Annotated in this window: 19 protein-coding genes; 13 read left to right on the top strand and 6 right to left on the bottom strand. The window is 69.1% G+C overall.

Annotated elements, in window-relative coordinates:
- Nucleotides 1-42: 42 nt before the first annotated feature.
- Nucleotides 43-1,356: a biopolymer transporter ExbB gene (locus tag EIP85_RS07565; protein WP_127901566.1), complete on the top strand. Its 1,314-nt coding sequence runs from the start codon at nucleotides 43-45 to the stop codon at nucleotides 1,354-1,356.
- 3 nt (nucleotides 1,357-1,359) lie between these two features.
- On the top strand, nucleotides 1,360-3,144 hold the full coding sequence (locus tag EIP85_RS07560) for a peptidoglycan -binding protein (RefSeq protein ID WP_127901565.1): 1,785 nt from the start codon (nucleotides 1,360-1,362) through the stop codon (nucleotides 3,142-3,144).
- Nucleotides 3,145-3,169: 25 nt separating this feature from the next.
- Here EIP85_RS07560 and nhaA read toward each other — a convergent pair whose 3' ends face one another.
- Nucleotides 3,170-4,393 carry a Na+/H+ antiporter NhaA gene (nhaA, locus tag EIP85_RS07555; protein ID WP_127901564.1) on the bottom strand — a complete coding sequence of 408 codons (1,224 nt, stop codon included), beginning with the start codon at nucleotides 4,391-4,393 and terminating at the stop codon, nucleotides 3,170-3,172.
- Between the two features lie 103 nt (nucleotides 4,394-4,496).
- Here nhaA and EIP85_RS07550 point away from each other — a divergent pair, with 103 nt between their 5' ends.
- Genes EIP85_RS07550 through EIP85_RS07540 form a run of 3 tightly spaced genes read left to right on the top strand, consistent with a single transcriptional unit; the run spans nucleotide 4,497 to nucleotide 6,328 of the window.
- Entirely contained in the window at nucleotides 4,497-5,108 is a 612-nt protein-coding gene (locus tag EIP85_RS07550; RefSeq protein ID WP_127901563.1) for a VOC family protein, read from the top strand.
- Complete coding sequence (locus EIP85_RS07545) at nucleotides 5,105-5,590, top strand: GNAT family N-acetyltransferase (protein WP_127901562.1); 486 nt, start codon at nucleotides 5,105-5,107, stop codon at nucleotides 5,588-5,590. Before EIP85_RS07550 ends, EIP85_RS07545 begins: the two co-directional genes overlap by 4 nt.
- Before the next feature lie 57 nt (nucleotides 5,591-5,647).
- Nucleotides 5,648-6,328, top strand: a complete 681-nt coding sequence (locus EIP85_RS07540) for a molecular chaperone DjiA (RefSeq protein WP_127901561.1) — start codon at nucleotides 5,648-5,650, stop codon at nucleotides 6,326-6,328.
- A 442-nt stretch (nucleotides 6,329-6,770) separates the two neighbouring features.
- Here the strand turns inward: EIP85_RS07540 and EIP85_RS07535 are convergent, their stop codons facing one another.
- The 4 genes from EIP85_RS07535 to EIP85_RS07520 all read right to left on the bottom strand — a co-directional run bounded on the left by EIP85_RS07535 (nucleotide 6,771) and on the right by EIP85_RS07520 (nucleotide 12,417).
- Nucleotides 6,771-8,318 (bottom strand): Ppx/GppA family phosphatase, encoded by a 1,548-nt coding sequence (locus tag EIP85_RS07535; RefSeq protein WP_127901560.1) that lies wholly within the window; start codon nucleotides 8,316-8,318, stop codon nucleotides 6,771-6,773.
- A gap of 121 nt (nucleotides 8,319-8,439) precedes the next feature.
- The gene (locus tag EIP85_RS07530; protein ID WP_127901559.1) at nucleotides 8,440-10,614 is read right to left on the bottom strand and encodes an RNA degradosome polyphosphate kinase; all 2,175 of its coding nucleotides are present in this window, start codon (nucleotides 10,612-10,614) and stop codon (nucleotides 8,440-8,442) included.
- Between the two features lie 35 nt (nucleotides 10,615-10,649).
- Nucleotides 10,650-11,342, bottom strand: a complete 693-nt coding sequence (locus EIP85_RS07525; protein WP_127901558.1) for a P-loop NTPase family protein — start codon at nucleotides 11,340-11,342, stop codon at nucleotides 10,650-10,652.
- Nucleotide 11,343: 1 nt separating this feature from the next.
- Entirely contained in the window at nucleotides 11,344-12,417 is a 1,074-nt protein-coding gene (locus EIP85_RS07520; protein WP_127901557.1) for an AI-2E family transporter, read from the bottom strand.
- A 309-nt stretch (nucleotides 12,418-12,726) separates the two neighbouring features.
- Here EIP85_RS07520 and proS point away from each other — a divergent pair, with 309 nt between their 5' ends.
- From proS to EIP85_RS07505, 3 genes are all read left to right on the top strand, one after another.
- Nucleotides 12,727-14,064 (top strand): proline--tRNA ligase, encoded by a 1,338-nt coding sequence (proS, locus tag EIP85_RS07515; protein WP_127901556.1) that lies wholly within the window; start codon nucleotides 12,727-12,729, stop codon nucleotides 14,062-14,064.
- A 170-nt stretch (nucleotides 14,065-14,234) separates the two neighbouring features.
- On the top strand, nucleotides 14,235-15,521 hold the full coding sequence (locus EIP85_RS07510; protein WP_127901555.1) for a lipoprotein-releasing ABC transporter permease subunit: 1,287 nt from the start codon (nucleotides 14,235-14,237) through the stop codon (nucleotides 15,519-15,521).
- Nucleotides 15,514-16,197, top strand: a complete 684-nt coding sequence (locus tag EIP85_RS07505; RefSeq protein WP_127901554.1) for an ABC transporter ATP-binding protein — start codon at nucleotides 15,514-15,516, stop codon at nucleotides 16,195-16,197. The genes EIP85_RS07510 and EIP85_RS07505 overlap by 8 nt, the downstream gene beginning before the upstream one ends.
- A gap of 4 nt (nucleotides 16,198-16,201) precedes the next feature.
- Here EIP85_RS07505 and EIP85_RS07500 read toward each other — a convergent pair whose 3' ends face one another.
- A complete protein-coding gene (locus tag EIP85_RS07500; RefSeq protein ID WP_127901553.1) occupies nucleotides 16,202-17,071 on the bottom strand; it encodes a glutathione S-transferase in 870 nt (289 codons plus the stop codon).
- Between the two features lie 248 nt (nucleotides 17,072-17,319).
- Here EIP85_RS07500 and EIP85_RS07495 point away from each other — a divergent pair, with 248 nt between their 5' ends.
- The 5 genes from EIP85_RS07495 to EIP85_RS07475 all read left to right on the top strand — a co-directional run bounded on the left by EIP85_RS07495 (nucleotide 17,320) and on the right by EIP85_RS07475 (nucleotide 23,189).
- Nucleotides 17,320-18,198: an RNA polymerase factor sigma-32 gene (locus tag EIP85_RS07495; protein WP_127901552.1), complete on the top strand. Its 879-nt coding sequence runs from the start codon at nucleotides 17,320-17,322 to the stop codon at nucleotides 18,196-18,198.
- A gap of 78 nt (nucleotides 18,199-18,276) precedes the next feature.
- Nucleotides 18,277-19,473, top strand: a complete 1,197-nt coding sequence (gene coaBC, locus EIP85_RS07490; RefSeq protein WP_127901551.1) for a bifunctional phosphopantothenoylcysteine decarboxylase/phosphopantothenate--cysteine ligase CoaBC — start codon at nucleotides 18,277-18,279, stop codon at nucleotides 19,471-19,473.
- Between the two features lie 49 nt (nucleotides 19,474-19,522).
- Nucleotides 19,523-19,990, top strand: a complete 468-nt coding sequence (gene dut / locus EIP85_RS07485) for a dUTP diphosphatase (protein WP_127901550.1) — start codon at nucleotides 19,523-19,525, stop codon at nucleotides 19,988-19,990.
- Nucleotides 19,987-21,045: a HesA/MoeB/ThiF family protein gene (locus EIP85_RS07480; RefSeq protein WP_127901549.1), complete on the top strand. Its 1,059-nt coding sequence runs from the start codon at nucleotides 19,987-19,989 to the stop codon at nucleotides 21,043-21,045. Before dut ends, EIP85_RS07480 begins: the two co-directional genes overlap by 4 nt.
- Before the next feature lie 116 nt (nucleotides 21,046-21,161).
- Nucleotides 21,162-23,189 carry a M3 family metallopeptidase gene (locus EIP85_RS07475; protein ID WP_127901548.1) on the top strand — a complete coding sequence of 676 codons (2,028 nt, stop codon included), beginning with the start codon at nucleotides 21,162-21,164 and terminating at the stop codon, nucleotides 23,187-23,189.
- Nucleotides 23,190-23,240 lie beyond the last annotated feature (51 nt).

The following is a 23,240-nucleotide window of genomic DNA, read 5'->3' as shown; positions in this document are numbered from 1 at the left end:
CGCCTATTGTCGGGCCGCATTCCAAGGGCTGGAACCGACGAGATGGACCGAGCCGGGCGCGAGGCCGCCGCGAATTTTTCACGACCCGTGCGCCAGGTTGCGATGATGATCATCGTTCTGGTGCTGGTCGTCGCAGGCGCCTGGTTCGCCCGGGACCGGATCTCGATCATCTACCATGCCAACCCGGGGCTGAACGCGGTGATCCTTGCCGTCTTCGCGATCGGCGTCATCTCCTGCTTCTGGCAGGTGATCCAGCTGTTCTTCTCGGCCCGCTGGATCGAGGATTTCGTCAACCAGGTGCCGGGGCACGACAATTTCCGCGCGCCGGAGCTGCTGGTCTCGCTCGCCACGCTTCTGCGCTCGCGCAGCGCGCGCAGCCAGATCAGCGGGACGGCCACGACCTCGATCCTCGATTCGGTCGCGACCCGGATCGACGAGGCGCGGGACATCACGCGCTATATCGGCAACCTGTTGATCTTCCTTGGTCTTCTGGGGACGTTCTGGGGCCTTGCCACGACCGTTCCAGCCGTCGTCGAGACGATCCGCAACCTCGCCCCTAAGGAGGGCGAGACCGCGACGCAGGTCTTCGAGAAGCTGATGGGCGGGCTGCAGAGCCAGCTTGGCGGGATGGGGATGGCGTTCTCCTCCTCGCTCATCGGGCTTTTCGGGTCGCTGATCGTCGGGCTGGAGGAGCTGTTCGCCAGCCACGGCCAGAACCGCTTCTACCGCGAGCTGGAGGAATGGCTGTCCTCCATCACCCGGATCAGCTTTGCCGGCAGCGATGGCGAGGGCGGGTTCGATCAGGGCGTCGTCGTCGGCGTGCTTGACCATATGGCCGAGCAGATCGAGAGCCTGCAGCAGCTCTTTGCCCAGTCAGAGGGCTCGCGGGTGGCGGTGGAGCAGCGGCTTTCCGCGCTGATCGACGGGATCGGGCGGCTGAATTCGCGGCTGGAGGGCGTGGCGGGCACTGCCAGCGCGCTTGCCCGGCTGGCCGAGGCGCAGGATCGTGGCGCGGGGGTGCAGGAGCGGATGGTGGAGGCGCTGGAGACCTCCGTCCACCGTCAGGACCGGATTGCCGCCGGCCTCGACCGCGCGGTCGAGGGCCAGGACCGGGCGGCGCGGGCGCAGGAGCGGCTGGCCTCTACCCTGCAGTCGCGCGAGGGGGAGGGCGGCGAACATGTCGATGCCGAGAGCCGGATGCGGCTGCGCTCGATCGACGTGCAGCTGCTGCGCATCCTGGAGGAGCTTTCCGCCGGCCGGCAGGAGAGCGTGAACGACCTGCGCGGCGACATCGCCGCCCTGACAGCCGCGATCCGCCAGCTTTCGCGCGGCGGCTACGCGGTGGGACGGGAGTAGGCGATGGGACTCTCCCGCCGCGGAAGCCGGGGAGAGGCGCCGATCTGGCCCGGCTTCGTCGACGCGTTCAGCTCGCTTCTGCTGGTCCTGATGTTCGTGCTGACGATCTTCCTGATCGTGCAGTTCGTGCTGCGCCAGACGATCTCGACCCAGGGGACGCAGCTCGACCAGCTTTCGGGGCAGCTGCAGAGCCTGGCCGACGCGCTGGGGATGGCGAAGGCCGATGCGGCCAAGGCGCATGCCGAGGCGGGCAAGCTCAGCAACCAGCTGGCCGAGGCGCAGAGCAAGTCCGACCAGCAGGCGGCGCTGATCGCGACGCTGAACACGCAGCTTCAGGCCCGCAAGAACGACCTTGCCGCGGCGCGGGCGAAGATCACCGATTTCGAACAGCAGGTGGCGAGCCTTCTGGCCGCGCGGGACAAGGCGCGGGGGCAGGCCGCCGACCTCGGCCAGCAGGTGAAGGACCTGACCGCCGCGCGCGACAAGCTTCAGACCGAGCAGCAGGCGCTGGAGCTGGCCGTGGCCAAGGCCCGCAAGGAGATCGACGCGCAGACGCAGGCGGCGCGGCTGGCGGCGGCCCGCAGCGATGCGCTTCAGGCGCTGATCGCCAGCCTCAAGTCGCAGGTTTCGAGCAAGGACGCCTCGCTGGCCGCGCTGGTGGCGGCGCTCGACAAGTCTAAGGCCACCAATGCCGATCTGGGCCAGCAGGTCAGCACGCTGCAGTCGAACCTTTCGGATGCCGAGAAGAAGCGGCTGGCCGAGGAGGCCGCGGCGGAGGCGCTGAAGAAGCAGCTTTCGGGCGCGCAGGACAAGCTGACCGCGCAGGAAAAGCAGCGGCTGGCGGATCAGGCCGCCGAGGAGGCGCTGCGCCAGAAGCTGAAGAACTCGCAGGATGAGCTGACGGCGATGTCGCTGGCGCTGGAACAGCAGAGGAAGCGCGCGGAGGATACGCTGACGCTTCTTGCCGCGGCGCAGGCGGCGAAGTCGACGGCGGAGCAGGAGGCGCAGGCCAAGCTGACCGAGGCGCAGAAGCAGGCGGCGCTGCTGGCCGTCGCGAAATCGGCGCTGTCGAAGGAGAAGACGAAATCGGCCGATGCGGAACGCAAGGTGGCGCTGCTGAACGCGCAGCTTGTCGCGATGCGGGGGCAGCTTGCCTCGCTGCAGGCGACGCTCGACGCCTCCGCCGCGAAGGACCAGAAGGACAAGGTGCAGATTGACAGCCTCGGCAGCCAGCTTAACGCCGCGCTGGCGCAGGTGGCGGCGGAGCAGAAGAAGCGCGCCGACCTGGAGGCGGAGAAGGCCAAGCTGCTGGCCGAGCAGAACAAGCAGCTAGAAGGCTACCGGTCGGAGTTCTTCGGCAAGATCTCCAAGGTGCTGGCGGGTGTGCCCGGGGTGAAAGTGGTGGGCGACCGCTTCGTCTTCTCCTCGGAAGTGCTGTTCCCGCCGGCCTCGGCGCAGCTGTCGGATGCCGGCAAGAGCCAGATCGCGGATGTGGCCTCGGTGCTGAAGGACGTGGCCAAGCAGATCCCGGCGGGGATCAACTGGATCCTGCAGGTGAACGGCTATACCGACAGCACGCCGCTGTCCGGCAATGGTCAGTACAAGGACAACTGGGAGCTTAGCCAGGCCCGCGCGCTTTCGGTCGTGCGCTACATGATCGCGCAGGGGTTCCCGCCGAACCGGCTGGCGGCGACGGGCTTCGGCCAGTACCAGCCGGTGGCCAAGGGCGACACGGCCGCGGCACGGGCACAGAACCGGCGGATCGAGCTGAAGCTGACCACGAAGTAGGGGTGCCGCGCGGGGGGCTATTCCCCTATTCGGCGGCGGCTGTCTTCTCGGCGGTGGCCTTTGGCGCTTCGTGCTTCGCCTCCATCTCCGCCGCCGAGGGCGCGGCGCGCAGCAGGAGGAAGCCCAGCACCGCCGAGATCGCCGAGCCGGAGAGCACGCCGAAGCGGACCTCGTTGAGGTGCAGCGCGTCGTCGAAGCTCAGCGAGCCGATGAAGAGCGACATGGTGAAGCCGATCCCGGCGAGCAGGGACAGCCCCCAGATATGGCGCCAGCCGACCCCGTGGGGCAGCCGCGCGGCGCCGGATTTCACCAGCGCCCAGGTGGTGGCGAAGACCCCGATCTGCTTGCCGAGCACCAGCCCCGCGGCGATCCCGAGGGGCAGGGCGGAGAGCATGTCATCCGCGCTCAGCCCCGACAGCGAGACCCCGGCATTGGCGAAGGCGAAGATCGGCACGATCAGGAAATAGACGTAGGGCGTCAGCCCGTGTTCCACCGCGTGGAGCGGCGATTTGCCGAAGCGGTCCTTCAGCGGGATGAAGAAGGCGGTGATCACCCCCGCGATCGTCGGGTGGATGCCGCTTTCGAGCACCAGCACCCAGAGCACGGTGCCGAGCAGGATCGTCGGCGCGATCCGGTGCGCCTGGCGTTCGTGCCGCCACCAGAGCAGCGCGAGCGGCACGATCGCCATCAGCAGGAAATCGACATGCAGCTCCTGCGTGTAGAAAAGCGCGATGATGATGATCGCGCCCATGTCGTCGAGGATGGCGAGCGTCAGCAGGAAGATCTTCAGCGCCGGGGGCACGCGCTTGCCCAGAAGCGCCAGGATGCCGACGGCGAAGGCGATGTCAGTCGCGGCCGGGATCGCCCAGCCCTGGATCGTCGCGGGATGATTGGCGTTGAAGGCGAGGTAGATCAGCGCCGGCACCGCCATGCCGCCGACCGCGGCGAGGCCGGGGAGCACCACGTCGCGCGGGTTCTTCAGCTTGCCCTCGATCATCTCGCGCTTCAGTTCCAGCCCGATCAGGAAGAAGAACACCGCCATCAACCCGTCGTTGATCCAGAGGATCAGCGGTTTGGACAGGCCGTGCCCCTCCACCAGGACGGAAAGCTTCACGTCCAGCAGGTGGTTGTAGGTCGGCGCGAGCGACGAATTGGCCACCACCATCGCAAGGGCGGCGGCGATCAGCAGAAGGATGCCGCCGGCGGCATCGCTTTTCATCAGTCGGCTGAGGGCGCTGGTGGTGGGCATCGGCGTCTCTCGGTCGGGAACTCTCAGGTCGAGATAGGCCAAGGAGGGGGCCTTGTGAAGGCGTGGGCGTCGATTAGGATGACGCCGGATCAGGGGAAGGACCATGGAACTCGACCATATCGCGGTGACGGCCGAAGGGCTGGAGGCGGGCCGGGCCCGCGTGGAGGAGGTACTGGGCGTCGCCCTGCAGCCCGGCGGGCGGCATGCCGCGATGGGGACGCATAACGCGCTTCTCGCGCTGGACGATGTCTACCTGGAGGTGATCGCGGTCGACCCGGAGGCCGAGGGGCCGGGGCGGCCGCGCTGGTTCGACATGGACAGCTTTTCCGGGGCGCCGCGGCTGACCAACTGGATCGTCCGCACGGGCGAACTGGAGGCCGAGGTGGCGCGAGGGCCGGAGGGTGTGGGCGTGCCGATGGCCTTCACCCGGGGCGACCTGAGCTGGCGGATGGCGGTACCGGTGGACGGCAGGCTACCCTTCGACGGCGCTTTTCCGGCGGTGATCCAGTGGAACGGCAGCGCCCATCCGGCGCCCCGCCTTCAGGCGCGGGGCTGCCGGCTGCTGCGTCTCCTTGTCGCGCATCCCGAGGCCGCGGGCCTGCGGGAGGCGCTGGCCGGGCGCCTGCGCGATCCGCGGGTGGAGATCGTGTCGGGGGCGGAGAAGGCGCTCAGCGCCGAGATCGAGACGCCGCATGGCGTGCGGGTGCTTGCATGATCCGCGCGGCCGTCCCGGCGGACTGCGCCGGCATCGCCACGATCTGGAACCCGATCATCCGCGACACCGCGGTGACCTTCACCACCGCGGAGAAGACGCCCGAGGGGCTCGCCGCGACGCTGGAGGAGAAAGCCGCCGCGGGCCATCCCTTCCTCGTCGCGGTGGAGGAGGAGCTTCTGGGCTTTGCCACCTACGGCGCCTTTCGAAACGGGCCGGGCTATGCGCGGACGATGGAGCATACGATCATCCTTGCCCCCGCCGCGCGCGGGCGGGGCGTGGGCCGGACGCTGATGGCGGCGATCGAGGCCCATGCCGAGGCGCGCGGGGTGCATTCGCTCTGGGCCGGGGTCAGCGCCGAGAACCCGGCCGGGCGGGCCTTCCACGCCGCGCTGGGCTATGCCGAGATCGCGGTGCTGCCCGAGGTGGGCTGGAAGTTCGGGCGCTGGATGGATCTGGTGCTGATGCAGAAGATCCTGTGCTGACGCAGAAAACACCGCCTTGTGGCTGACGCCGGACGCGGAGGCGGTTATGCTTCGCACATGTCGATCTGGACCCGCATCATCGAGGCCGTCGCCGCCCTTGCCAAGGGCGAGGGGCTGGCTGCGATCTTCACCCGGGCCGAGCGCCCGGACCGCTCGGTCGCCTTCACGATCGCGGTGATCGCGCTCGGCGCGAAGATGGCCAAGGCCGACGGTCACGTCACCCGCGACGAGGTGGCGGCCTTCCGCGAGGTTTTCGTGATCCCGGAGGCGGAGGAGGCCAATGCCGCCCGGGTCTTCAACCTCGCCCGGCAGGACGTGGCGGGGTTCGAGACCTATGCCCGCCGGATCCGAGGCATGTTCGAGGGCGAGGACGAGGTGCTGACGGACCTCCTCGAAGGGCTCTTTCACATCGCGGTGGCGGACGGGCAGTACCACCCGAACGAGGACGCGTTCCTGAAGGCGGTGGCGGAGAACCTCGGGCTGGGCGAGCGGATCTTCCGGGGGATGCGCGCGCGCTACGTGCCCGACGCTCCGCGCGATCCCTATGACGTGCTGGGTGTCGCGCATGACGCCGCGATGGAGGAGATCCGCGCGGCCTGGAAGCAGGCGGTGCGCGACAGCCACCCCGACCGGCTGATCGCCCGGGGCGTGCCCAAGGAGGCCGTGAAGCTGGCCGAGCGGCGGCTGCTGGCGGTCAACGAGGCATGGGAGGAGATCAGCCGGGCGCGGGTGGCCTGAGGCCCGGAGGCGCGGCGCCCGCCCGATGCGCGGCACGAAGTGACGCCGGGCAGCGCCCGACCGCCCGGACGGGCGGGCGCTTCTTCACCCGCGCGGCGAGGAACGGCGGCGGGGGAGCTTTAGCATAAAGGGACAGACCTGGGGCGTGGTTGGCGCCCACCCGCGGTCGGGCGTTGCCCTCCGTGGTCGCGGAGTGGAGGGGCAGGGTGGTGCGCAATGAATGCGCACCCTACGGCGGTGGGAGAAGGGATTGGCCCCCGCCCGATGCGTGGTGCGAAGCACCACCGGGCAGCGCCCGGCCCCCCGCACGGGCGGGCGCTTCTTCAGCCTTGCGGGGGAGAACGGCGAAGGGGGAGCTTCACCGTAAACGGACAGACCGGGGACGTGGTATGCGCCCACCCGCGGTCGGGCGTTGCCCTCCGTGGTCGCTGGCTGGGGGCTGTCAGCTCCGGCCGCGGGTGACCTGGGTCTGCAGCTTCATCGCGGAGGCGAGGGAGGCGAAGCGGGCCTGTGCGACCTCGCCGAACAGCGCATCTCCGGTCGGGGTCAGGCGCAGCTCCAGCAGGCCCTTGCGGGGGTGGACGGTCAATGCGCCCACCTCCTGCGGATCGCCGATCGAGAACATCGCGCCGAAGCGCATCGCCTTGCCGAGGATCTCGGCGTCGGTGATCTCCTCGGGTGTCAGCAGCTGCAAAAGCGGCTCCAGCCGCGAGCCGGTGCGCGAGTTCTTGTAGCGGTGCAGGAGCGCCAGCCCGAGAAACACCCGGCCGGGATGGTCGAGGCCGCCGAGGTTGGCGCGGGTGGCGTTGTCGAAACAGGCCTCGGCCCGGTAATCGGGGTGGGCGCGCCAAGTGGTGTCGTGCAGGAGGCACGCCGCCCGGATCAGCCGCTGGCGCTCCGGCGGGGCGCGCTTGAAGAGCGGCTCCAGGAAGCCGAAGAGCTTCTTGCCGAAGCCCGGCATGCGGGCCATCGTCGCTTCGGAGAACCGGCAGCTTTCGATCAGCGGGTCGCGGGCGCGCAGGCGCTGGGGCATGTGTTCGTAAAGAAGCCCCTCGCGGATGCCGTAGGAGGAGACGTCGATCTCCTTCGGGCGGAAGCTGCGGACGAGCTGGGCGAGCACTTCGGAGGCGAGCGGCACCAGCTCCATCCGTTCGGCCGAGGTGCCGGTGCGCTGGCGCAGGTCGGAGAGGTTGTTGGCGGCGATCCAGTCGACCGTCTCCAGCACCGAGTCCTTGGTCATGCGGTATTCGTGCAGCACCGTCAGCGGGTAGCCGCGGCGTTCCATGTCGAGCCGGGCGATGGCACGCCAGGAGCCGCCGACGAGGTAGAGCTTCTCGTGATCGACGGCGAGTTCGGCCTTCAGCTCCTTCACGATCCGGGAGATGTGCTTCTTCACCGCCTTCGGCCCGCCCTCGATCTGCTGCAGCCGGAACGGACCGAGCGGCGAGGTGACGCGCTTGCCGATGCGACCGTCGTCGATCACCGCCAGTTCCATCGAGGAGCCGCCGATGTCGCAGACGATGCCGCGGGCGCCGGGCCAGCCGAGCATGACGCCCTGGGCCGAAAGCCGCGCCTCCTCCGTCCCGTCGATGACCCAGAGCTTGATGCCGGTCTCGCGCTCGACCTCGGCCTGGAATTCGGCGCCGTCGCTGGCCTCGCGCACGGCGGCGGTGGCCACTGCGGTCAGGGGCGAGATCTTCATGCCCTTGGCGAGGATGGCGAAACGCTTGAGCGCGGCCAGCGCGCGCGTCCGCCCCTTGGGGTTCAGCCGGCCTGTCGCCGCCAGCCCGCTGCCGAGGCCGCAGAGGATCTTCTCGTTGTAGAAATAGGCCGGAGAGCGGGCGGCGCCGTCGAAGACGACCATCCGCACGGAGTTCGAGCCGACATCGATGACGCCGACATGGGAGAGCGCACGGGCCGAGGGGTCATCGAAGAGAGGGCGGCCGAACGGCCCCCAATCGTCATGCGCTTGCGCAGGCGAGTCGTCCATCCGGGGTCCTTCGTCGTTCCGCGGGGACTCTGCCGTCCATGACGGGCTGCGTCAATGCGGCGGTTCGCGCATGGGGCGCAAGCGGATGCGGGCGGCGCGCCTGGCGCGGGTGGCGTGCGCCTCAGTCCACCGCATGGGCGAGGCGGGGCACGTCGGCCGCGCCGGCGCTGCCTCGGCCGGAGAGCGAAGGGTTCTCCATGAAGAAGCGGTGGCAGGAGAACAGGCTGCCAGTCTCGGGCGGCGGCTCGCGCAGGAAGCTGCCGTCGGGCTGCAGCACGAAGCTCTGCGCCCGGTCGGCGAGGTTCGCGGCCATGATCTGGCTGACGATCTGCGCCTTCACCGTCTCGTTGCGGATCTCAAGCAGCGTCTCGACCCGGCGGTCGAGGTTGCGTTCCATCCAGTCGGCGGAGGAGATGAAGACGCGCGCCTTCTTCGAGGGCAGCCCCGCACCATTGCCGAAGCAGACGATCCGGGAATGTTCGAGGAAGCGGCCGACGACCGATTTGACGCGGATGTTCTCCGACAGGCCCTTGACGCCCGGGCGCAGCATGCAGATGCCGCGCACGATCAGGCTTATCTTCACCCCCGCGTCGGAGGCGGCGTAGAGCGCGTCGATCACTTCCGGCTCGGTCAGCGAGTTCATCTTGGCCCAGATCGCGGCGGGGCGGCCCTTGCGGGCATGCTCGGCCTCGGCGGCGATCAGCTCCAGCAGCCGCGACTTCAGGTTGATGGGCGAGATGGCGAGGTTTTCCAGCCCCTCGGGCTGGGCGTAGCCGGACAGGAAGTTGAACACCTTCGTCGCGTCGCGGCCAAGCGAGGGATCGCAGGTGAAGAAGCTGAGGTCGGTATAGATCCGCGCCGTGATCGGGTGGTAGTTCCCGGTGCCGTAATGGGTGTAGGTGACAAGCTCCCCCCCCTCTCGGCGCACCACGGTGGAGATCTTCGCGTGGGTCTTCAGGTGCAGAAAGCCGTAGACGACATGGGCGCCGGCGCGCTCCAGCCGGCGGGACTGGCGGATGTTGGCGGCCTCGTCGAAGCGGGCCTTCAGCTCGACCAGCGCGGTGACGGACTTGCCCGCCTCCGCCGCCTCGCAGAGCGCGGAGACGATCGGGCTTTCGTTCGAGGTGCGGTAGAGCGTCTGCTTGATCGCCAGCACGTTCGGGTCCCGCGCCGCCTGGTCGAGGAAGCGGATGACCATGTCGAAGGTCTCATAGGGATGGTGCAGCAGCATGTCCTTCTGGCGGATCGCCGCGAACATGTCGCCCTCGTGGTCCTGCACCCGCTCGGGGACGCGGGGGGTGAAGGCGGGCCATTGCAGGTCGCGCCGCGCGTCGAGGACAAGTTCCTTCACATCGGCCACACCGATCAGGCCGCGGATTTCGATCACCTCGTCGGGGGTGACGCCGAGTTCGTCCATCACCAGCCGCCGCAGGTCGTCCGGCGCGCTGGAAGTGATGGTCATCCGGATCACCTCGCCCCGGCGGCGGCGCTTCAGGGCGACCTCGAACTCGCGCACCAGGTCCTCTGCCTCGTCCTCGACCTCGATGTCGCTGTCGCGCAGGACGCGGAAGGAGCAGTGGCCGTTGTCGCGGTAGCCGGGAAAGAGCGAGGAAAGGTGGAGGAGGAGGAGTTCCTCGAGCGGCAGGAAGCGGTGTTCGCCCGGAGCCGCCGGGAGCGCGATGAAGCGGGGCACCTGCGCCGGGATCGGCAGCAGCGCCTGCAGCGGCCGGCGGTCGGAGATGCGTTCAAGCTGCAGGGCGAGGCAGAAGCCGGTGTTGGGGATGAAGGGGAACGGGTGGGCCGGGTCGATGGCAAGCGGAGAGAGCACCGGGAAGACCTGGGCCAGGAAGTAGCGGTCGAGGAAGGTCTGGTCGCGCTTGGTGAGCTTGGAATGGGTGAGAAGGGTGATCCCCGCCCCTTCCATCTCTTTCTTCAGCTTGTTCCAGGTGGCCTGCTGGGCCTGCAGCAGGCGCCGCGCGTCGCGGTCGATCTGTTCGAGCTGCTCGGAGGGCGGCAGCCCGTCGACGGAGACCAGCGAGTCACCGGCGCGGGCCAGTTCCCGCAGACCGGCGACGCGGACGGTGTAGAACTCGTCGAGGTTGGTGGCCGAGATCGACAGGAACCGGACGCGTTCCAGCAGCGGCACCCTGGGGTTGCGGGCCTCGTCCACCACGCGCCAGTTGAACTCCAGCCAGGAAAGCTCGCGGTTGAAGAAGCGCTTCGGGCCGGCGGTCTCCCCGGCGGGAAGATCGGCGGGCTCGACAAAGGGGGCTTTCAGGAAATCGGCTTCAATCATCATGGTTTGCGCGATCCGGGGCGAGGAGGCCGCGATTATGGTCCGGCATCGGTGAGACTGTCCAGCACGTCGGCGGCAAGCGCACGGGTGATCTCGCGCCGGTTCTCAAGCGATCGGGCGTCGATCAGCTCCACCGCGCGGCGGGCGAGCGCCAGCGAGCGCGGCAGGTGGCGGGCGAGATAGGCCACGGCGGCCGGCGCGGGGGCAAGCTGGCGGTCGGAGAAGAGCTTGACGAGGACGGCGGAGATCAGCGCCTCGTCCGGCGCCTCGAGACGGGCGAGCGGGATCGCCTGCAGACGGCTGGCGAGATCGGGCAGGCGCACCGGCCAGCGGTTCGGCGCGTCGCTTGCCGCCAGCAGAAGAGCGCCCTTCCCGGCGGTGATCAGGTTGTGGAGGTGGAAGAGCGCGCGCTCGGCCTCCGGGTCCCCGGCCACGCCTTCGGCATCGTCGAGCGCCACGGCGCCGGCGGCCGCGAGTGCGGGCAGGTCGGCCGTGTGCAGGGCGGCGGGGGCGAGGAGTGCGGCGCCGGCTTCCTCGGCCCAGATCCGGGCGAGGTGGCTCTTTCCCGCGCCCTCCGGCCCGGTGACGACCAGCTTGCCCTCGGGCCAGTCGCGCCAGCCCTCGATCGCGGCGAGCGCGGTGGCGTTCGCGGGCGTGGCGAAGAAATCGTCGCGGGAGAAGGCCTCCGCCCGGGCACGGGGGAGGGGAAGCGGATCCTGGCGCTGCATCTCAGGCGGCCCCGTCCCGTTCGTCGGTCCGGCCCTTGTAGAGCTCGCTTTCCAGGTATTGCCGGACGCCGAAGCGGGCAAGGACGCCGATCGTGGCCGCGATCGGCACGGCGACCAGCAGGCCCACGAAGCCGAAGATCGCCCCGAAGGCGGAGAGCGCGAAGAGCAGCCAGACAGGGTGCAGCCCGACCGAATGGCCGACGAGGGCGGGCGAGAGGATGTTGCCCTCGGCGAACTGGCCGATCAGGAAGATCGCGACCACGGCGACGATCATTCCCGGCTCGCCCCAGAACTGGAAGAGCGCAAGGCCGAGGCCGAGCGCAAGGCCGGTCATCGAGCCGAGGTAGGGGATGAAGGTGATCAGCCCCGCGAAGGCGCCGACGACGAGGCCGAACTGCAGCCCGACCACGGCGAGCGCGACCGCGTAATAGGTGCCGAGCATCGCGCAGACGGTGAACTGGCCGCGCACGAAGCCGGCCAGCACCTCGTCGATCTCGCGGGCGAGACCGCGGATCGTGTCGCGGTAGTCGCGCGGCAGCCATTCGTCGACATGGGCCACCATGCGGTCCCAGTCGAGCAGCAGGTAGAAGGCCACCACCGGCACGACGACGATGAAGAGCGCAGCGTTGATGACCGACAGGGCCGAGGAGATCAGCCGGTTGGCCAGATCCCCGCCCTGCGCCTTGATCGTGTCGCCGAAGGTGACCAGCGTCTGGTGCACGACGCTGGTCTTGTCGAGAACCTGCGGGAAGCGCTCGGACAGGAACTTCTGCAGCTGGGCGATGATCGTCGGCACCGCGTTGATCAGCGCGATCAGCTGCTGGGCCAGCGTCGGCAGCACGAGAAGCGCGAGCAGGATGAAGACCAGAAGCGCGATGGCGGTGATGATGACCGTCGCGGCGGTGCGGCTGAGGCCGAGCCGCTCGATCCGGTCGGCGACGGGGTCGAGGAAATAGGCGATGCCGCCGCCGATCATGAAGGGCAGGATGACGCCGCCGAGGAACCAAAGCGCGAGCAGGAACACCGCCGTGGCGATGCCCCAGTATTTCGCCTGCTCTCTGACGGGCAGTCCCATTGCGCGCTCCGGCCGGCTTCCGCCCCCTGTCATCGCTGAATGCGGGGCAGTGTGCAAGCGCGGCGAGGGGGGCAAGGGGCCGGGACCGTGCCGGCCGACACGGGCGCTTCTTCACCCGCGCGGTGGAGAGCGACGTTGGGGGAGCTTCACCATAAACGGACGGACCGGGGCGCCCGGGCGCCCACCCGCGGTCGGGCACTGCAGGGCGGCGCTTCATTCCCGCGAGGGGCGCGGTGCGCTTGCCTGATCATGGCGGATCGCATAGGTGAAGCGGAACGCCCATCTCCGACAGCTCAACACAGGTTCTCCATGCGTCTTTCCCGCTACTTCCTGCCCGTTCTGAAGGAAAACCCCGCCGAGGCGCAGATCGTCAGCCATCGCTACATGCTGCGCGCCGGCATGATCAAGCAGCAGCAGGCGGGGATCTATTCCTGGCTGCCGCTCGGCTACCGGGTCCTGCGCAACATCGAGCGGATCGTGCATGAGGAGCAGCAGCGCGCCGGCCATATCCCGGTGCTGATGCCGACGATGCAGCCCGCCGACCTCTGGCGCGAGAGCGGGCGCTACGACGCCTACGGGCCGGAGATGCTGCGCATTCGCGACCGGCACGAGCGCGACATGCTGTTCGGGCCGACCAACGAGGAGATGATCACCGACATCTTCCGCGCCCATGTCGAAAGCTACAAGCAGCTTCCGATGACGCTTTACCAGATCCAGTGGAAGTTCCGCGACGAGGTCCGCCCGCGCTTCGGCGTCATGCGCGGCCGCGAGTTCCTGATGAAGGACGGCTACAACTTCGACCTCAGCTACGAAGACGCGATGCACGCCTACAACCGCCATATGGTGAGCTACCTGCGCACCTACGAGCGGATGGGCCTGCAGGCGATCCCGATGCGCGCCGATAGCGGCCCGATCGGCGGCGACGACACGCATGAGTTCCTCGTCCTCGCCTCCACCGGCGAGAGCGAGGTCTTCTACGACAGCGCCATCACCGACCTGAGCTTCGGCAACCGCGAGGTCGACTTCGACGACCGCGCCGGGCTGGAGGCGATCGTCAGGGAATGGACCACGCCCTATGCGCGGACCGACGAGACCCATGACGTGTCGCTGTTCCACGAGATCCCGGCCGAGCGGCAGAAGAGCTCGCGCGGGATCGAGGTGGGGCAGATCTTCTACTTCGGCACCAAGTATTCCGAGCCGATGGGCGCGATGGTGACCACGCCCGATGGCGGGCGGGTGCCGGTTCACATGGGCTCTCATGGGATCGGCGTCTCGCGCCTGGCGGGCGCGATCATCGAGGCGAGCCATGACGAGAAGGGCATCATCTGGCCCGAGGGCGTGACGCCCTTCCCGGTGGGCATCGTCAACCTCAAGCAGGGCGACGGCGCGACCGACGCCGCCTGCGAGGGGATCGAGAAGGCGCTGCTCGCCAAGGGGCTCGAGCCGCTCTACGACGACCGCGAGGACCGCGCGGGGGCCAAGTTCGCCACGATGGACCTGATCGGCCTGCCCTGGCGGATCACCGTCGGCCCGCGCGGGCTCGCGAGTGGCAAGGTGGAGCTGACCTCGCGCCGGACCGGCGAGAGCGAGGAGATGTCGCCCGAGGCCGCCGTGGCCCGGGTCGCCGAGATCTACGCCGGGGTGTGAGGCTCCGTTGAAGGCCGGGGGATTTCATATCCCCCGGATCTCCGTGAGATATTCTTGCCAAGGTGAAAAGGGTCGTCGCCCGCACACGGAGGTGTGGCTGCCCGGGATCGGGGCGGCCTTGACCTTTGGCCGGCGCCTCGCCACCTTGCCGCGGACCCGATGGAGCCCTGATGACCGGCCGCACGCGCCCCTTCGCCGCCTTCGAATGGATGATCGCCTGGCGCTATCTGCGCGCGAAACGGGCCGAGGGCGGCGTGTCCGTGATGACCTGGATCAGCCTGATCGGCATCGCGCTCGCCGTCTTCGCGATGGTGGCGACGCTCGCCGTGCGCTCGGGCTTCCGGGCGCAGTTCGTCGACACGATCCTGGGCGCCAATGCCCATGCCACGATCTATGCCGCGGCCCATCCCGACGGGCAGGGGGGCCTCAGCCGCACCATCCCGAACTATGCCGCCATGACCGCGCGGGTGGAGAAGGTGCCGGGCGTGACCACTGCCGCGCCGCTCATCAAGGGCGAGGTGATGGCCACCGCCAACGGTCGCAACGCCGGCGTGCAGGTCTACGGCATCCGGCTGAAGGATCTGGAGAACATCCCGCTGGTCGCCCATTCCGACAAGGCGACCGGCAGCCTGAAGAATTTCGACCAGGGCATCGCGCTGGGCACGGGGGTGGCGGCGAACCTCGGGGTGACGGTGGGCGACCATGTCCGGCTGATCTCGCCCGAGGGGGTGAAGACCGCCTTCGGCGTCTCGCCCCGGGTGAAGGCCTACAAGGTCGTCTACATCTTCTCTGCCGGGCGCTGGGACATCGACCAGACCCGGGTCTATATGCCCTTCGCGGAGGCGCAGAGCTATTTCAACCGCGAGGGGGTCGCCGACCAGATCGAGGTGATGACCGCCGATCCCGACCATGTCACCCAGCTGGTGCCGAAGCTGCTGGCCGCCGCGGGCCAGGGCGCGATGGCCTGGACCTGGAAGGATGCCTCCGGCTCCTTCCTCGAGGCGCTGACGGTGGAGGACAACGTGATGTTCGTGATCCTCGCGCTCGTCGTCACCATCGCGACGATGAACATTGTCTCGGGCCTGATCATGCTGGTGAAGAACAAGGGGCGCGACATCGGCATCCTCAGAACGATGGGGCTGACGGAGGGGTCGATCCTGCGCGTCTTCTTCATCTGCGGCGCGTCGACGGGGCTGGTGGGGACGGTGATCGGAGTCGTGCTCGGCTGCCTTTTCGCGATCTACATCAACCCGATCTTCTCCTTCGTGAACTACTGGGCCGGGGGCGGCGTCTGGGATCCCTCGATCCGGGGGATCTATTCGCTGCCCGCGAAGCTGGAGTTCTGGGACGTGGGCAAGGCGGTGATCCTGTCGCTGGGCCTTTCCTTCGTCATCACCATCTTCCCCGCCCGCCGGGCGGCACGGATGAACCCGGTGGAGGCGCTGCGGTATGAGTGAGGCGGCGCTGGCGCTGGAAGGCGTCGAGAAGACCTATCTGAAGGGCACGCCGGGCGAGGTGCGGGTGCTGGCCGGGGCCTCGCTGACCCTTGCCGCCGGCGAGTTGGTGGCGATGGTCGCGCCCTCCGGGGCGGGCAAGTCGACGCTTCTGCATATCGCTGGCCTCCTCGACACGCCGGACGCGGGCCATGTCGCCATCGGCGGCGCGGAGATGAGCGGCCGCCCCGACCGCGCCCGCACCATGGCACGGCGCGGCGACGTGGGCTTCATCTACCAGTTCCATCACCTGCTGCCGGAGTTCACGGCGCTGGAGAACATCGTGCTGCCGCAGCTCGCCAATGGCGCGAGCCGCAAGGAAGCCGAAACCCGGGCGATGGACCTGCTGGGCCGGGTCGGCGTCGCGAAGCGGGCCGATCACCGGCCGGCGGCGCTTTCGGGCGGCGAACAGCAGCGGGTGGCGTTCTGCCGGGCGCTGGCCAACGGGCCGCGGCTTCTGCTGGCGGACGAGCCGACGGGGAACCTCGACCCCGGCACCTCGGACCAGGTTTTCGGCGTGCTGATGGACCTCGTGCGCGAAACCGGGCTTTCGGCGCTGATCGCGACGCACAACCTTGCGCTTGCCGATCAGATGGACCGGGTGGTGCGGCTGGCCGAGGGGCGGATCGCCCCGGTCTGACGCCTCAGCCGAGAAGCGCCGTGAAGGCGGGCCAGGCCGCCGGGTCGGCCACGGTCTTGTCGCGGCAGAAGGCGTTGCAGAAGCCCCAGACCCGGCCGTCGAGCTTCAGGAAATGGGTGACGGGCTTGCCGGAATAGGGGCAGGCGGCGTTTTCCGAGGGGCCTTTGGCGACCGCCTCTGCCGCCAGCGGCGCGGGGCCGGGCCAGGGGCGGGTGGCGAGCGGCAGGGCATAGGCCGGCTGGTCCGGCCCGTCGACCAGCCCCATCGCCCGCCAGCGCCGGAAGGATGGATGGGCGAGATGGGCGGCGACATAGGCCTGGGCCTCCGGCCCGACGGGCAGCCCATAGGTCGCGATGCGGGCGGCCACCGGGGCGTAGAAGGCGTCGGCCGCCGAATAGGCACCGAAGAGCCAGGGCGTCTTGCTGCCGGAAAGACCGCGGGCCCAGGCCCAGAGCGCCTCGATCCGCGCGATGTCGGCCAGAACCCGCTCGGAGGGCTGGAAGCCCGTAAAGGCCGCGCGGAGGTTCATCGAGCAGGCGTCGCGCAGCGCCATGAAGCTTGAGTGCATCTCGGCGGCGAGGGTGCGGGCGGCGGCGCGCAGGCGCGGCTCGGCCGGCCAGAGGCCGGCGTCGGGGTGGCGGCTTGCCAGTTCCTCGGCCATGGCGAGGCTGTCGGGGATCACGGTGCCGTCCGGGGCCTTGAGCGCGGGGACGGTGCGGGCGGGGGCGAAATCGGCGAGGAGCTTCGGCAACTCGTCGGTGTAAAGCCGTGCGAAATGCGTGCGGTAGGGCAGGCCGAAGGCGTCGAGCAGCAGCCAGCCGCGCAGCGACCAGCTGGAATAGCCGCGATCTCCGATGGCGAGGTCATAGGTCATTTTCGGCCCTCCGAATTTGCCGCTATGTTGCGGCCGTGTCTGCCGCGTGACGGCCTGCGGACGATAGGCGGCGCATGCGTGGCGGAGAAATGACGTTTTGCGGCGAAAGCCATCAGCATCCGCGATGGTTCAAGATACGTGACGCGAGCGATCACAAAAAAACATGTCATCTGCATGTTTTGAACTGGTGACAGAGTTCCCACGTATTATTCTGAGATTACGCTGGCGAATGCCGGAAGGGGGTTGTGATGCCCGTGGACGCTCCACTTGATCAGAGAATGTCGCGCCGGGCCATGTCCGCTGAATTGCTGGATGCGGAGACGGAACGCGAACTTGCCTATGCCTGGCGGGATCGACGCGACGAAGAGGCGCTGCATCGCCTGATAAACGCCTATATGCGGCTGGCGATCTCGGTCGCCGCCAAGTTCCGCCGCTACGGCGCGCCGATGAACGACCTGATCCAGGAGGCCGGACTGGGCCTGATGAAGGCCGCCGACAAGTTCGACCCGGATCGCGGCGTGCGGTTCTCCACCTATGCCGTCTGGTGGATCCGGGCCGGGGTGCAGGACTACGTCATGCGGAACTGGTCGATGGTCCGGACCGGGTCGACCTCCAGCCAGAAGGCGCTCTTCTTCAACATGAAGCGGGTGCAGGCCAAGCTGGAGCGGCAGGCGGCGGCGCGGGGCGAGACGCTCGACGCGCACCAGCTGCGCGAGCGGATCGCGACCGAGGTGGGCGTGCCCCTGGCCGATGTCGAGATGATGGAGGGGCGGCTTTCGGGATCCGACTTCTCGCTCAATGCCGCGCAGTCGGTGGGCGAGGACGGCCGCGAATGGATCGACGCACTGGAGGATGACGGCGCGCAGGCCGAGGAGCTGGTGACCGACGCGCATGACAGCGCGACGCTGCGAGGCTGGCTTGCCGGTGCGATGAAGACCCTGCCGGAGCGCGAGCAGTATATCCTGCGCGAGCGCAAGCTGCGCGACGAGCCGCGCACGCTGGAAAGCCTTGGCGAGGAGCTTGGGCTCTCGAAGGAGCGCGTGCGCCAGCTGGAGGCTGCGGCCCTGGGCAAGATGCGCAAGAGCCTGGAGGCGCAGGGCGGGGCGCTGGAGGATTTCCTCGTCTGATCGCCGCCACTGCCCGCGCGCCATTGTGCGAAGCCCGCCCGCGCCCTAGAACCGGGGTAGGCGGCACGAGGGCATATCATGCTGGCAGGCAAGCGCATTCTTCTGGTCATCGGCGGCGGTATCGCGGCCTACAAGGCGCTGGACCTGATCCGGCGGCTGAAGGAGCGGGGGGCGACGGTCATCCCGGTCCTGACCCGGGCGGCGGAGGAATTCGTCACCCCGCTGTCGGTCGGCGCGCTTGCGGGCGAGAAGGTCTACCGCGCGCTTTTCGATCTGACCGACGAGGCGGAGATGGGGCATATCCAGCTCTCGCGCTCTGCCGACCTGATCGTGGTGGCGCCGGCGACGGCGGATCTGATGGCGAAGATGGCGGGCGGACATGCGGATGACCTCGCCTCGACGCTGCTGATGGCGACGGACAAGCGCGTGCTAATCGCGCCCGCGATGAACGTGCGGATGTGGACCCACCCGGCCCTGCAGCGGAACCTCGCGATGCTGGCGGGCGACGGTGTGCTGACGGTCGGGCCGAACGAAGGCGACATGGCCTGCGGCGAATACGGGCCCGGGCGGATGGCGGAACCGCTGGAGATCGTCTCTGCTGTCGAGGCGGCGCTGGCGGCGGGGGCGCTTGCCGGGCGGCACATCGTCGTCACCTCTGGCCCGACGCATGAGCCGATCGACCCGGTGCGATATATCGCCAATCGCTCCTCCGGGGCGCAGGGGGCGGCGCTTGGCGCGGCGCTGGCGGGGCTTGGCGCGCGGGTGACCTTCGTCACCGGCCCGGCCTCGGTGCCACCGCCGGCGGGGGTGCATGTGGTGCGGGTGGAAACGGCGGCGGAGATGCTGGCCGCGGTCGAGGCGGCGCTGCCGGCCGATGCGGCGGTTTTCGCGGCCGCGGTCGCGGACTGGCGGGTGGCGAATGCGGCGGCCTCCAAGATGAAGAAGGACGGCTCGGGCAAGGCGCCCGCGCTGAACTTCGCCGAGAACCCGGACATCCTGGCCACCGTGGCACGGATGGATACGGGACGGCCCGGCCTCGTGGTGGGCTTTGCGGCGGAAACGGATGACGTTCTGGCCCATGCCAGGGCGAAGCGGGAACGCAAGGGCTGCGACTGGATCGTGGCGAATGACGTGAGCGCGGGGACCGGGATCATGGGCGGCGCGGAGAACGAGGTGACGCTGGTGACGGCGGAGGGCGTGGAGAGCTGGCCGCGGCTGGCCAAGGGCGAGGTGGCGCGGCGGCTCGCAGCCCGGATCGCGGAGGCCCTGGCATGAGGTGGCGCCTCCGGCGGGAGTATCTGGGCCACGAAAAAGGGGCCGCGCGATGAGGCCTGTGGTGCGGGTCCTGTGGGACGAGGGCGCCGATCGGGCGCTGCCGCTGCCGGCCTACGAGACGCCGGGGGCAGCGGGGGCCGATCTGCGCGCCAATCTTGCCGAGGCGGATCGGGCGGCGGGGCTGACGCTTGCGCCGCTTGGCCGAGCGCTGGTTCCGACCGGGCTGCGGGTGGAGATCCCGGACGGGTTCGAGATGCAGATCCGCCCCCGCTCCGGCCTGGCGCTGAAGCACGGGATCAGCCTGCCGAACACACCTGGCACGATCGACAGCGACTATCGCGGGCCGCTCGGGATCATCGTGATCAACCTCGGGGCGGAGCCTTACGTGATCCACCACGGCGACCGGATCGCCCAGGCGGTGGTCGCGCCGGTGGTGCAGGCGCGGTTCGAGGCGGCCGGCGATCTGACCGAGACGGGGCGCGGCGCGGGCGGCTTCGGGTCCACGGGGCGGGCATGATCCTGGTTCTGGCAATCGCGGTCGGCCTGTGGCTGCTGGGCTGGGCAATGGGCACGACGGTGCGGGCGCGGCTGATCACGCTCGCCATCCTTTTCGCGCTGGTGATCCTGGAGCATCTGGTGCTGCCGGCGGGCCATCCGCTGCGCCGCGCCACGGGTGGGTCGGCGCAGGTCTGGGTGGTGCTGCTGGGCGCCGGGGCGCTGGTTGCGGCCTATGCGCTGGGGCTCAAGCGCCTGAAGGCGCGGGCCGCGCCTGCTGCGCCGGACCCTGCCCCGCCGCCTCCAGCCGCGCAAAGCGGCCCCTTCAGCGATGCCGAGATCGACCGCTATGCGCGCCACATCTTCCTGCGCGAGATCGGCGGGCCGGGCCAGCGGGCGCTGAAGGAGGCGCGGGTGCTGGTGGTCGGCGCCGGGGGGCTTGGCGCGCCTTCGCTGCTTTATCTCGCGGCGGCAGGGGCGGGCACGATCGGGGTCGTCGATGACGACGTGGTCGACGCCACCAACCTGCAGCGGCAGGTGATCCATACCGAGGCGCGGGTCGGCATGGCCAAGGTCGCCTCCGCCGAGGTGCAGATGCGGGCGCTGAACCCGCATGTCGAGGTGAAGCCCCACCAGATGCGGCTGGACGCGGAAAATGCGCCGGGGCTTTTCGCCGATTACGACCTGATCCTCGACGGGTCGGACAATTTCGACACGCGCTACCTGATCAACCGGGCTGCGGTGGCGGCGAAAAAGCCGCTCATCTCGGCCGCGATCACGCAGTGGGAAGGGCAGATCAGCCTCTTCGACCCGGCTCATGGCACACCCTGCTACGAATGCGTCTTCCCGACCCGCCCGGCGCCCGGCCTCGTGCCGAGCTGCGCCGAGGCCGGGGTCGTGGGGCCGCTGCCGGGCGTGCTTGGCACGATGATGGCGCTGGAGGCGATCAAGCACATCACCGGCGCTGGCAAGACGCTGGCGGGCGAGCTTCTGATCTACGACGGGCTCTGGGGCGAGACGCGCAAGCTGACGCTTTCCCGCCGTGCCGACTGCCCGGTCTGCGGCGGGGCGCATTAGCCCCCGTTTTTGCTGGCCTGAATACGCCCGCCGGAGGCAGCGGCGGCCCCGGCGTGCCGAGGCATCTGGTCTCTCGGCCTGAGGACGCCTAGCTTGTCGTCCAAAGGAGACCGCGCATGACAAACCCGCTTCTCACCCCCTGGACCGGCGCCTTCGCGCTGCCGCCCTTCGCCCAGCTCCGCGACGAGGATTTCGCCCCCGCTTTCGAGACCGCCCTGGCCGAGGCGCGCGAGAATATCGCCCGCATCGCCGCGGATCCCGCCGCGCCGAGCTTTGCCAATACGATCGAGGCAATGGAGCAGGCGGAGGCCACGCTTGACCGCGTTGCGGGGCTGTTCTTCAACCTTGCCGGCGCCGACAGCACCCCGGCGCGGGAAGCGCTGCAGCGCGAGCTGGCGCCGAAGCTCTCGGCCTTCTCCTCGGAAGTGACCATGAACAAGGGGCTTTTTTCCCGGATCGAGACGCTGTGGCAGGGCCGGGAGAGCCTCGGCCTGACACCCGAGCAGCTTCGGGTGCTGACGCTCTACCGGCGGATGTTCGTCCGCGCCGGGGCGGAGCTGACCGGTGCTGCGGCGGAGCGGCTGACGGCGGTGAAGAGCCGGCTGGCCGTGCTGGGCACCGCCTTCTCGCAGAATGTGCTGGCGGAGGAGCGCGACTGGGCGATGCCGCTTGCGGAGGCGGATCTGGAGGGGCTGCCGGGCTTCGTGGTGGCCGCCGCGCGCTCTGCCGCGGAGGAGCGGGGGCAGGCGGGGCATGTGCTGACGCTCAGCCGCTCGCTGATCGTGCCGTTCCTGCAGTTCTCGCCGCGCCGCGAGCTGCGCGAGAAGGCCCATGAGGCCTGGGTGGCACGGGGCGCGAACGGCAATGACCATGACAACCGGGGCATCGCGGCAGAGATCCTGAAGCTTCGAGAGGAGCGGGCGAGCCTTCTCGGCTATCCGAGCTTTGCGGCCTACAAGCTGGAGCCCGAGATGGCGAAGCGGCCGGAGGCGGTGCGCGATCTCCTCCTCCAGGTCTGGGCCCCGGCCAGGGCGCGGGCTGAGGCGGACGCGGCGGTGCTGACGGAGATGATGCATGCCGATGGGATCAACGGCGATCTGGAGGCCTGGGACTGGCGCTACTACGCCGAGAAGCGCCGCAAGGCGGAGCATGATTTCGACGAGGCGGCGGTGAAGCCCTATCTTGGGCTGGAGGCGATGATCGGCGCCGCCTTCGACGTGGCCGGGCGGCTTTTCGGCCTTGAATTCAAGGAATTGGAGGGGCCGTTCTACCACCCGGACGTGCGCGGCTGGGAGGTCACGCGTAAGGGCCGGCACATGGCGGTCTTCCTTGGCGACTATTTCGCGCGGGGATCGAAGCGGTCGGGGGCCTGGTGTTCCGCCATGCGGAGCCAGAAGAAGCTGGGCGGTGAGATCCGGCCCATCGTCACCAATGTCTGCAATTTCGCCAAGCCGCCGAAGGGGGAGCCGGCGCTTCTGAGCTATGACGACGCGCGGACGCTTTTTCACGAATTCGGCCATGCGCTGCACCAGATGCTGTCGGACGTGACCTATTCTTTCATTTCCGGAACATCCGTGGCCCGCGACTTCGTGGAGCTTCCGAGCCAGCTTTACGAGCACTGGCTGGAGGTGCCGGAGGTGCTGCGCGCCCATGCCCGCCATGTCGAGACCGGCGCGCCGATGCCTGAAGAGCTGCTGGAAAAGGTATTGGCAGCAAGCACTTACGATCAGGGTTTCGCGACGGTGGAATATATCGCCTCGGCCATGGTGGATCTTGCCTTCCACGACGGCGCGGCGCCCGCGGATCCGATGAAGAAGCAGGCGGAAGTGCTTGACGCGCTGGGGATCCCCAAGGCGATCCGGATGCGCCACGCCACCCCGCATTTCGCCCATGTCTTCTCGGGCGACGGCTATTCCTCGGGCTATTACAGCTACATGTGGTCCGAAGTGATGGATGCCGACGCCTTCGCGGCCTTCGAGGAGGCGGGCGATGCCTTCGATCCGGAAGTGGCCGAGAAACTGGAACGCTACGTGCTTTCGGCGGGCGGATCGGAGGAGGCTGACGCGCTTTACCGGGCGTTCCGGGGGCGGATGCCGGGGGTGGAGCCGCTCCTCAAGGGCCGGGGGCTGCTGGAGCCTGTCTGAGGCTGCCTGCGGGGCACCGATCGGGCACCGCTTTCGCACCGTAATAGCACC

The sequence above is a fragment of the Solirhodobacter olei genome, from assembly GCF_004010155.1.
GTDB classification, from domain to species: domain Bacteria; phylum Pseudomonadota; class Alphaproteobacteria; order Rhodobacterales; family Rhodobacteraceae; genus Solirhodobacter; species Solirhodobacter olei.
This window is presented reverse-complemented; position numbering and strand designations above follow the sequence as displayed.

Coding starts and splice junctions, on each gene's coding strand:
- EIP85_RS07550 (WP_127901563.1), top strand. CDS start 4,497: ATGGAACTCGACCATATCGCGGTGACGGCCGAAGGGCTGGAGGCGGGC.
- EIP85_RS07525 (WP_127901558.1), bottom strand. CDS start 11,342: ATGCAGCGCCAGGATCCGCTTCCCCTCCCCCGTGCCCGGGCGGAGGCC.
- nhaA (WP_127901564.1), bottom strand. CDS start 4,393: ATGCCCACCACCAGCGCCCTCAGCCGACTGATGAAAAGCGATGCCGCC.
- EIP85_RS07505 (WP_127901554.1), top strand. CDS start 15,514: ATGAGTGAGGCGGCGCTGGCGCTGGAAGGCGTCGAGAAGACCTATCTG.
- EIP85_RS07545 (WP_127901562.1), top strand. CDS start 5,105: ATGATCCGCGCGGCCGTCCCGGCGGACTGCGCCGGCATCGCCACGATC.
- proS (WP_127901556.1), top strand. CDS start 12,727: ATGCGTCTTTCCCGCTACTTCCTGCCCGTTCTGAAGGAAAACCCCGCC.
- EIP85_RS07480 (WP_127901549.1), top strand. CDS start 19,987: ATGATCCTGGTTCTGGCAATCGCGGTCGGCCTGTGGCTGCTGGGCTGG.
- EIP85_RS07510 (WP_127901555.1), top strand. CDS start 14,235: ATGACCGGCCGCACGCGCCCCTTCGCCGCCTTCGAATGGATGATCGCC.
- coaBC (WP_127901551.1), top strand. CDS start 18,277: ATGCTGGCAGGCAAGCGCATTCTTCTGGTCATCGGCGGCGGTATCGCG.
- EIP85_RS07475 (WP_127901548.1), top strand. CDS start 21,162: ATGACAAACCCGCTTCTCACCCCCTGGACCGGCGCCTTCGCGCTGCCG.
- EIP85_RS07520 (WP_127901557.1), bottom strand. CDS start 12,417: ATGGGACTGCCCGTCAGAGAGCAGGCGAAATACTGGGGCATCGCCACG.
- EIP85_RS07540 (WP_127901561.1), top strand. CDS start 5,648: ATGTCGATCTGGACCCGCATCATCGAGGCCGTCGCCGCCCTTGCCAAG.
- EIP85_RS07500 (WP_127901553.1), bottom strand. CDS start 17,071: ATGACCTATGACCTCGCCATCGGAGATCGCGGCTATTCCAGCTGGTCG.
- EIP85_RS07560 (WP_127901565.1), top strand. CDS start 1,360: ATGGGACTCTCCCGCCGCGGAAGCCGGGGAGAGGCGCCGATCTGGCCC.
- dut (WP_127901550.1), top strand. CDS start 19,523: ATGAGGCCTGTGGTGCGGGTCCTGTGGGACGAGGGCGCCGATCGGGCG.
- EIP85_RS07530 (WP_127901559.1), bottom strand. CDS start 10,614: ATGATTGAAGCCGATTTCCTGAAAGCCCCCTTTGTCGAGCCCGCCGAT.
- EIP85_RS07565 (WP_127901566.1), top strand. CDS start 43: ATGGACCGAGCCGGGCGCGAGGCCGCCGCGAATTTTTCACGACCCGTG.
- EIP85_RS07535 (WP_127901560.1), bottom strand. CDS start 8,318: ATGGACGACTCGCCTGCGCAAGCGCATGACGATTGGGGGCCGTTCGGC.
- EIP85_RS07495 (WP_127901552.1), top strand. CDS start 17,320: ATGCCCGTGGACGCTCCACTTGATCAGAGAATGTCGCGCCGGGCCATG.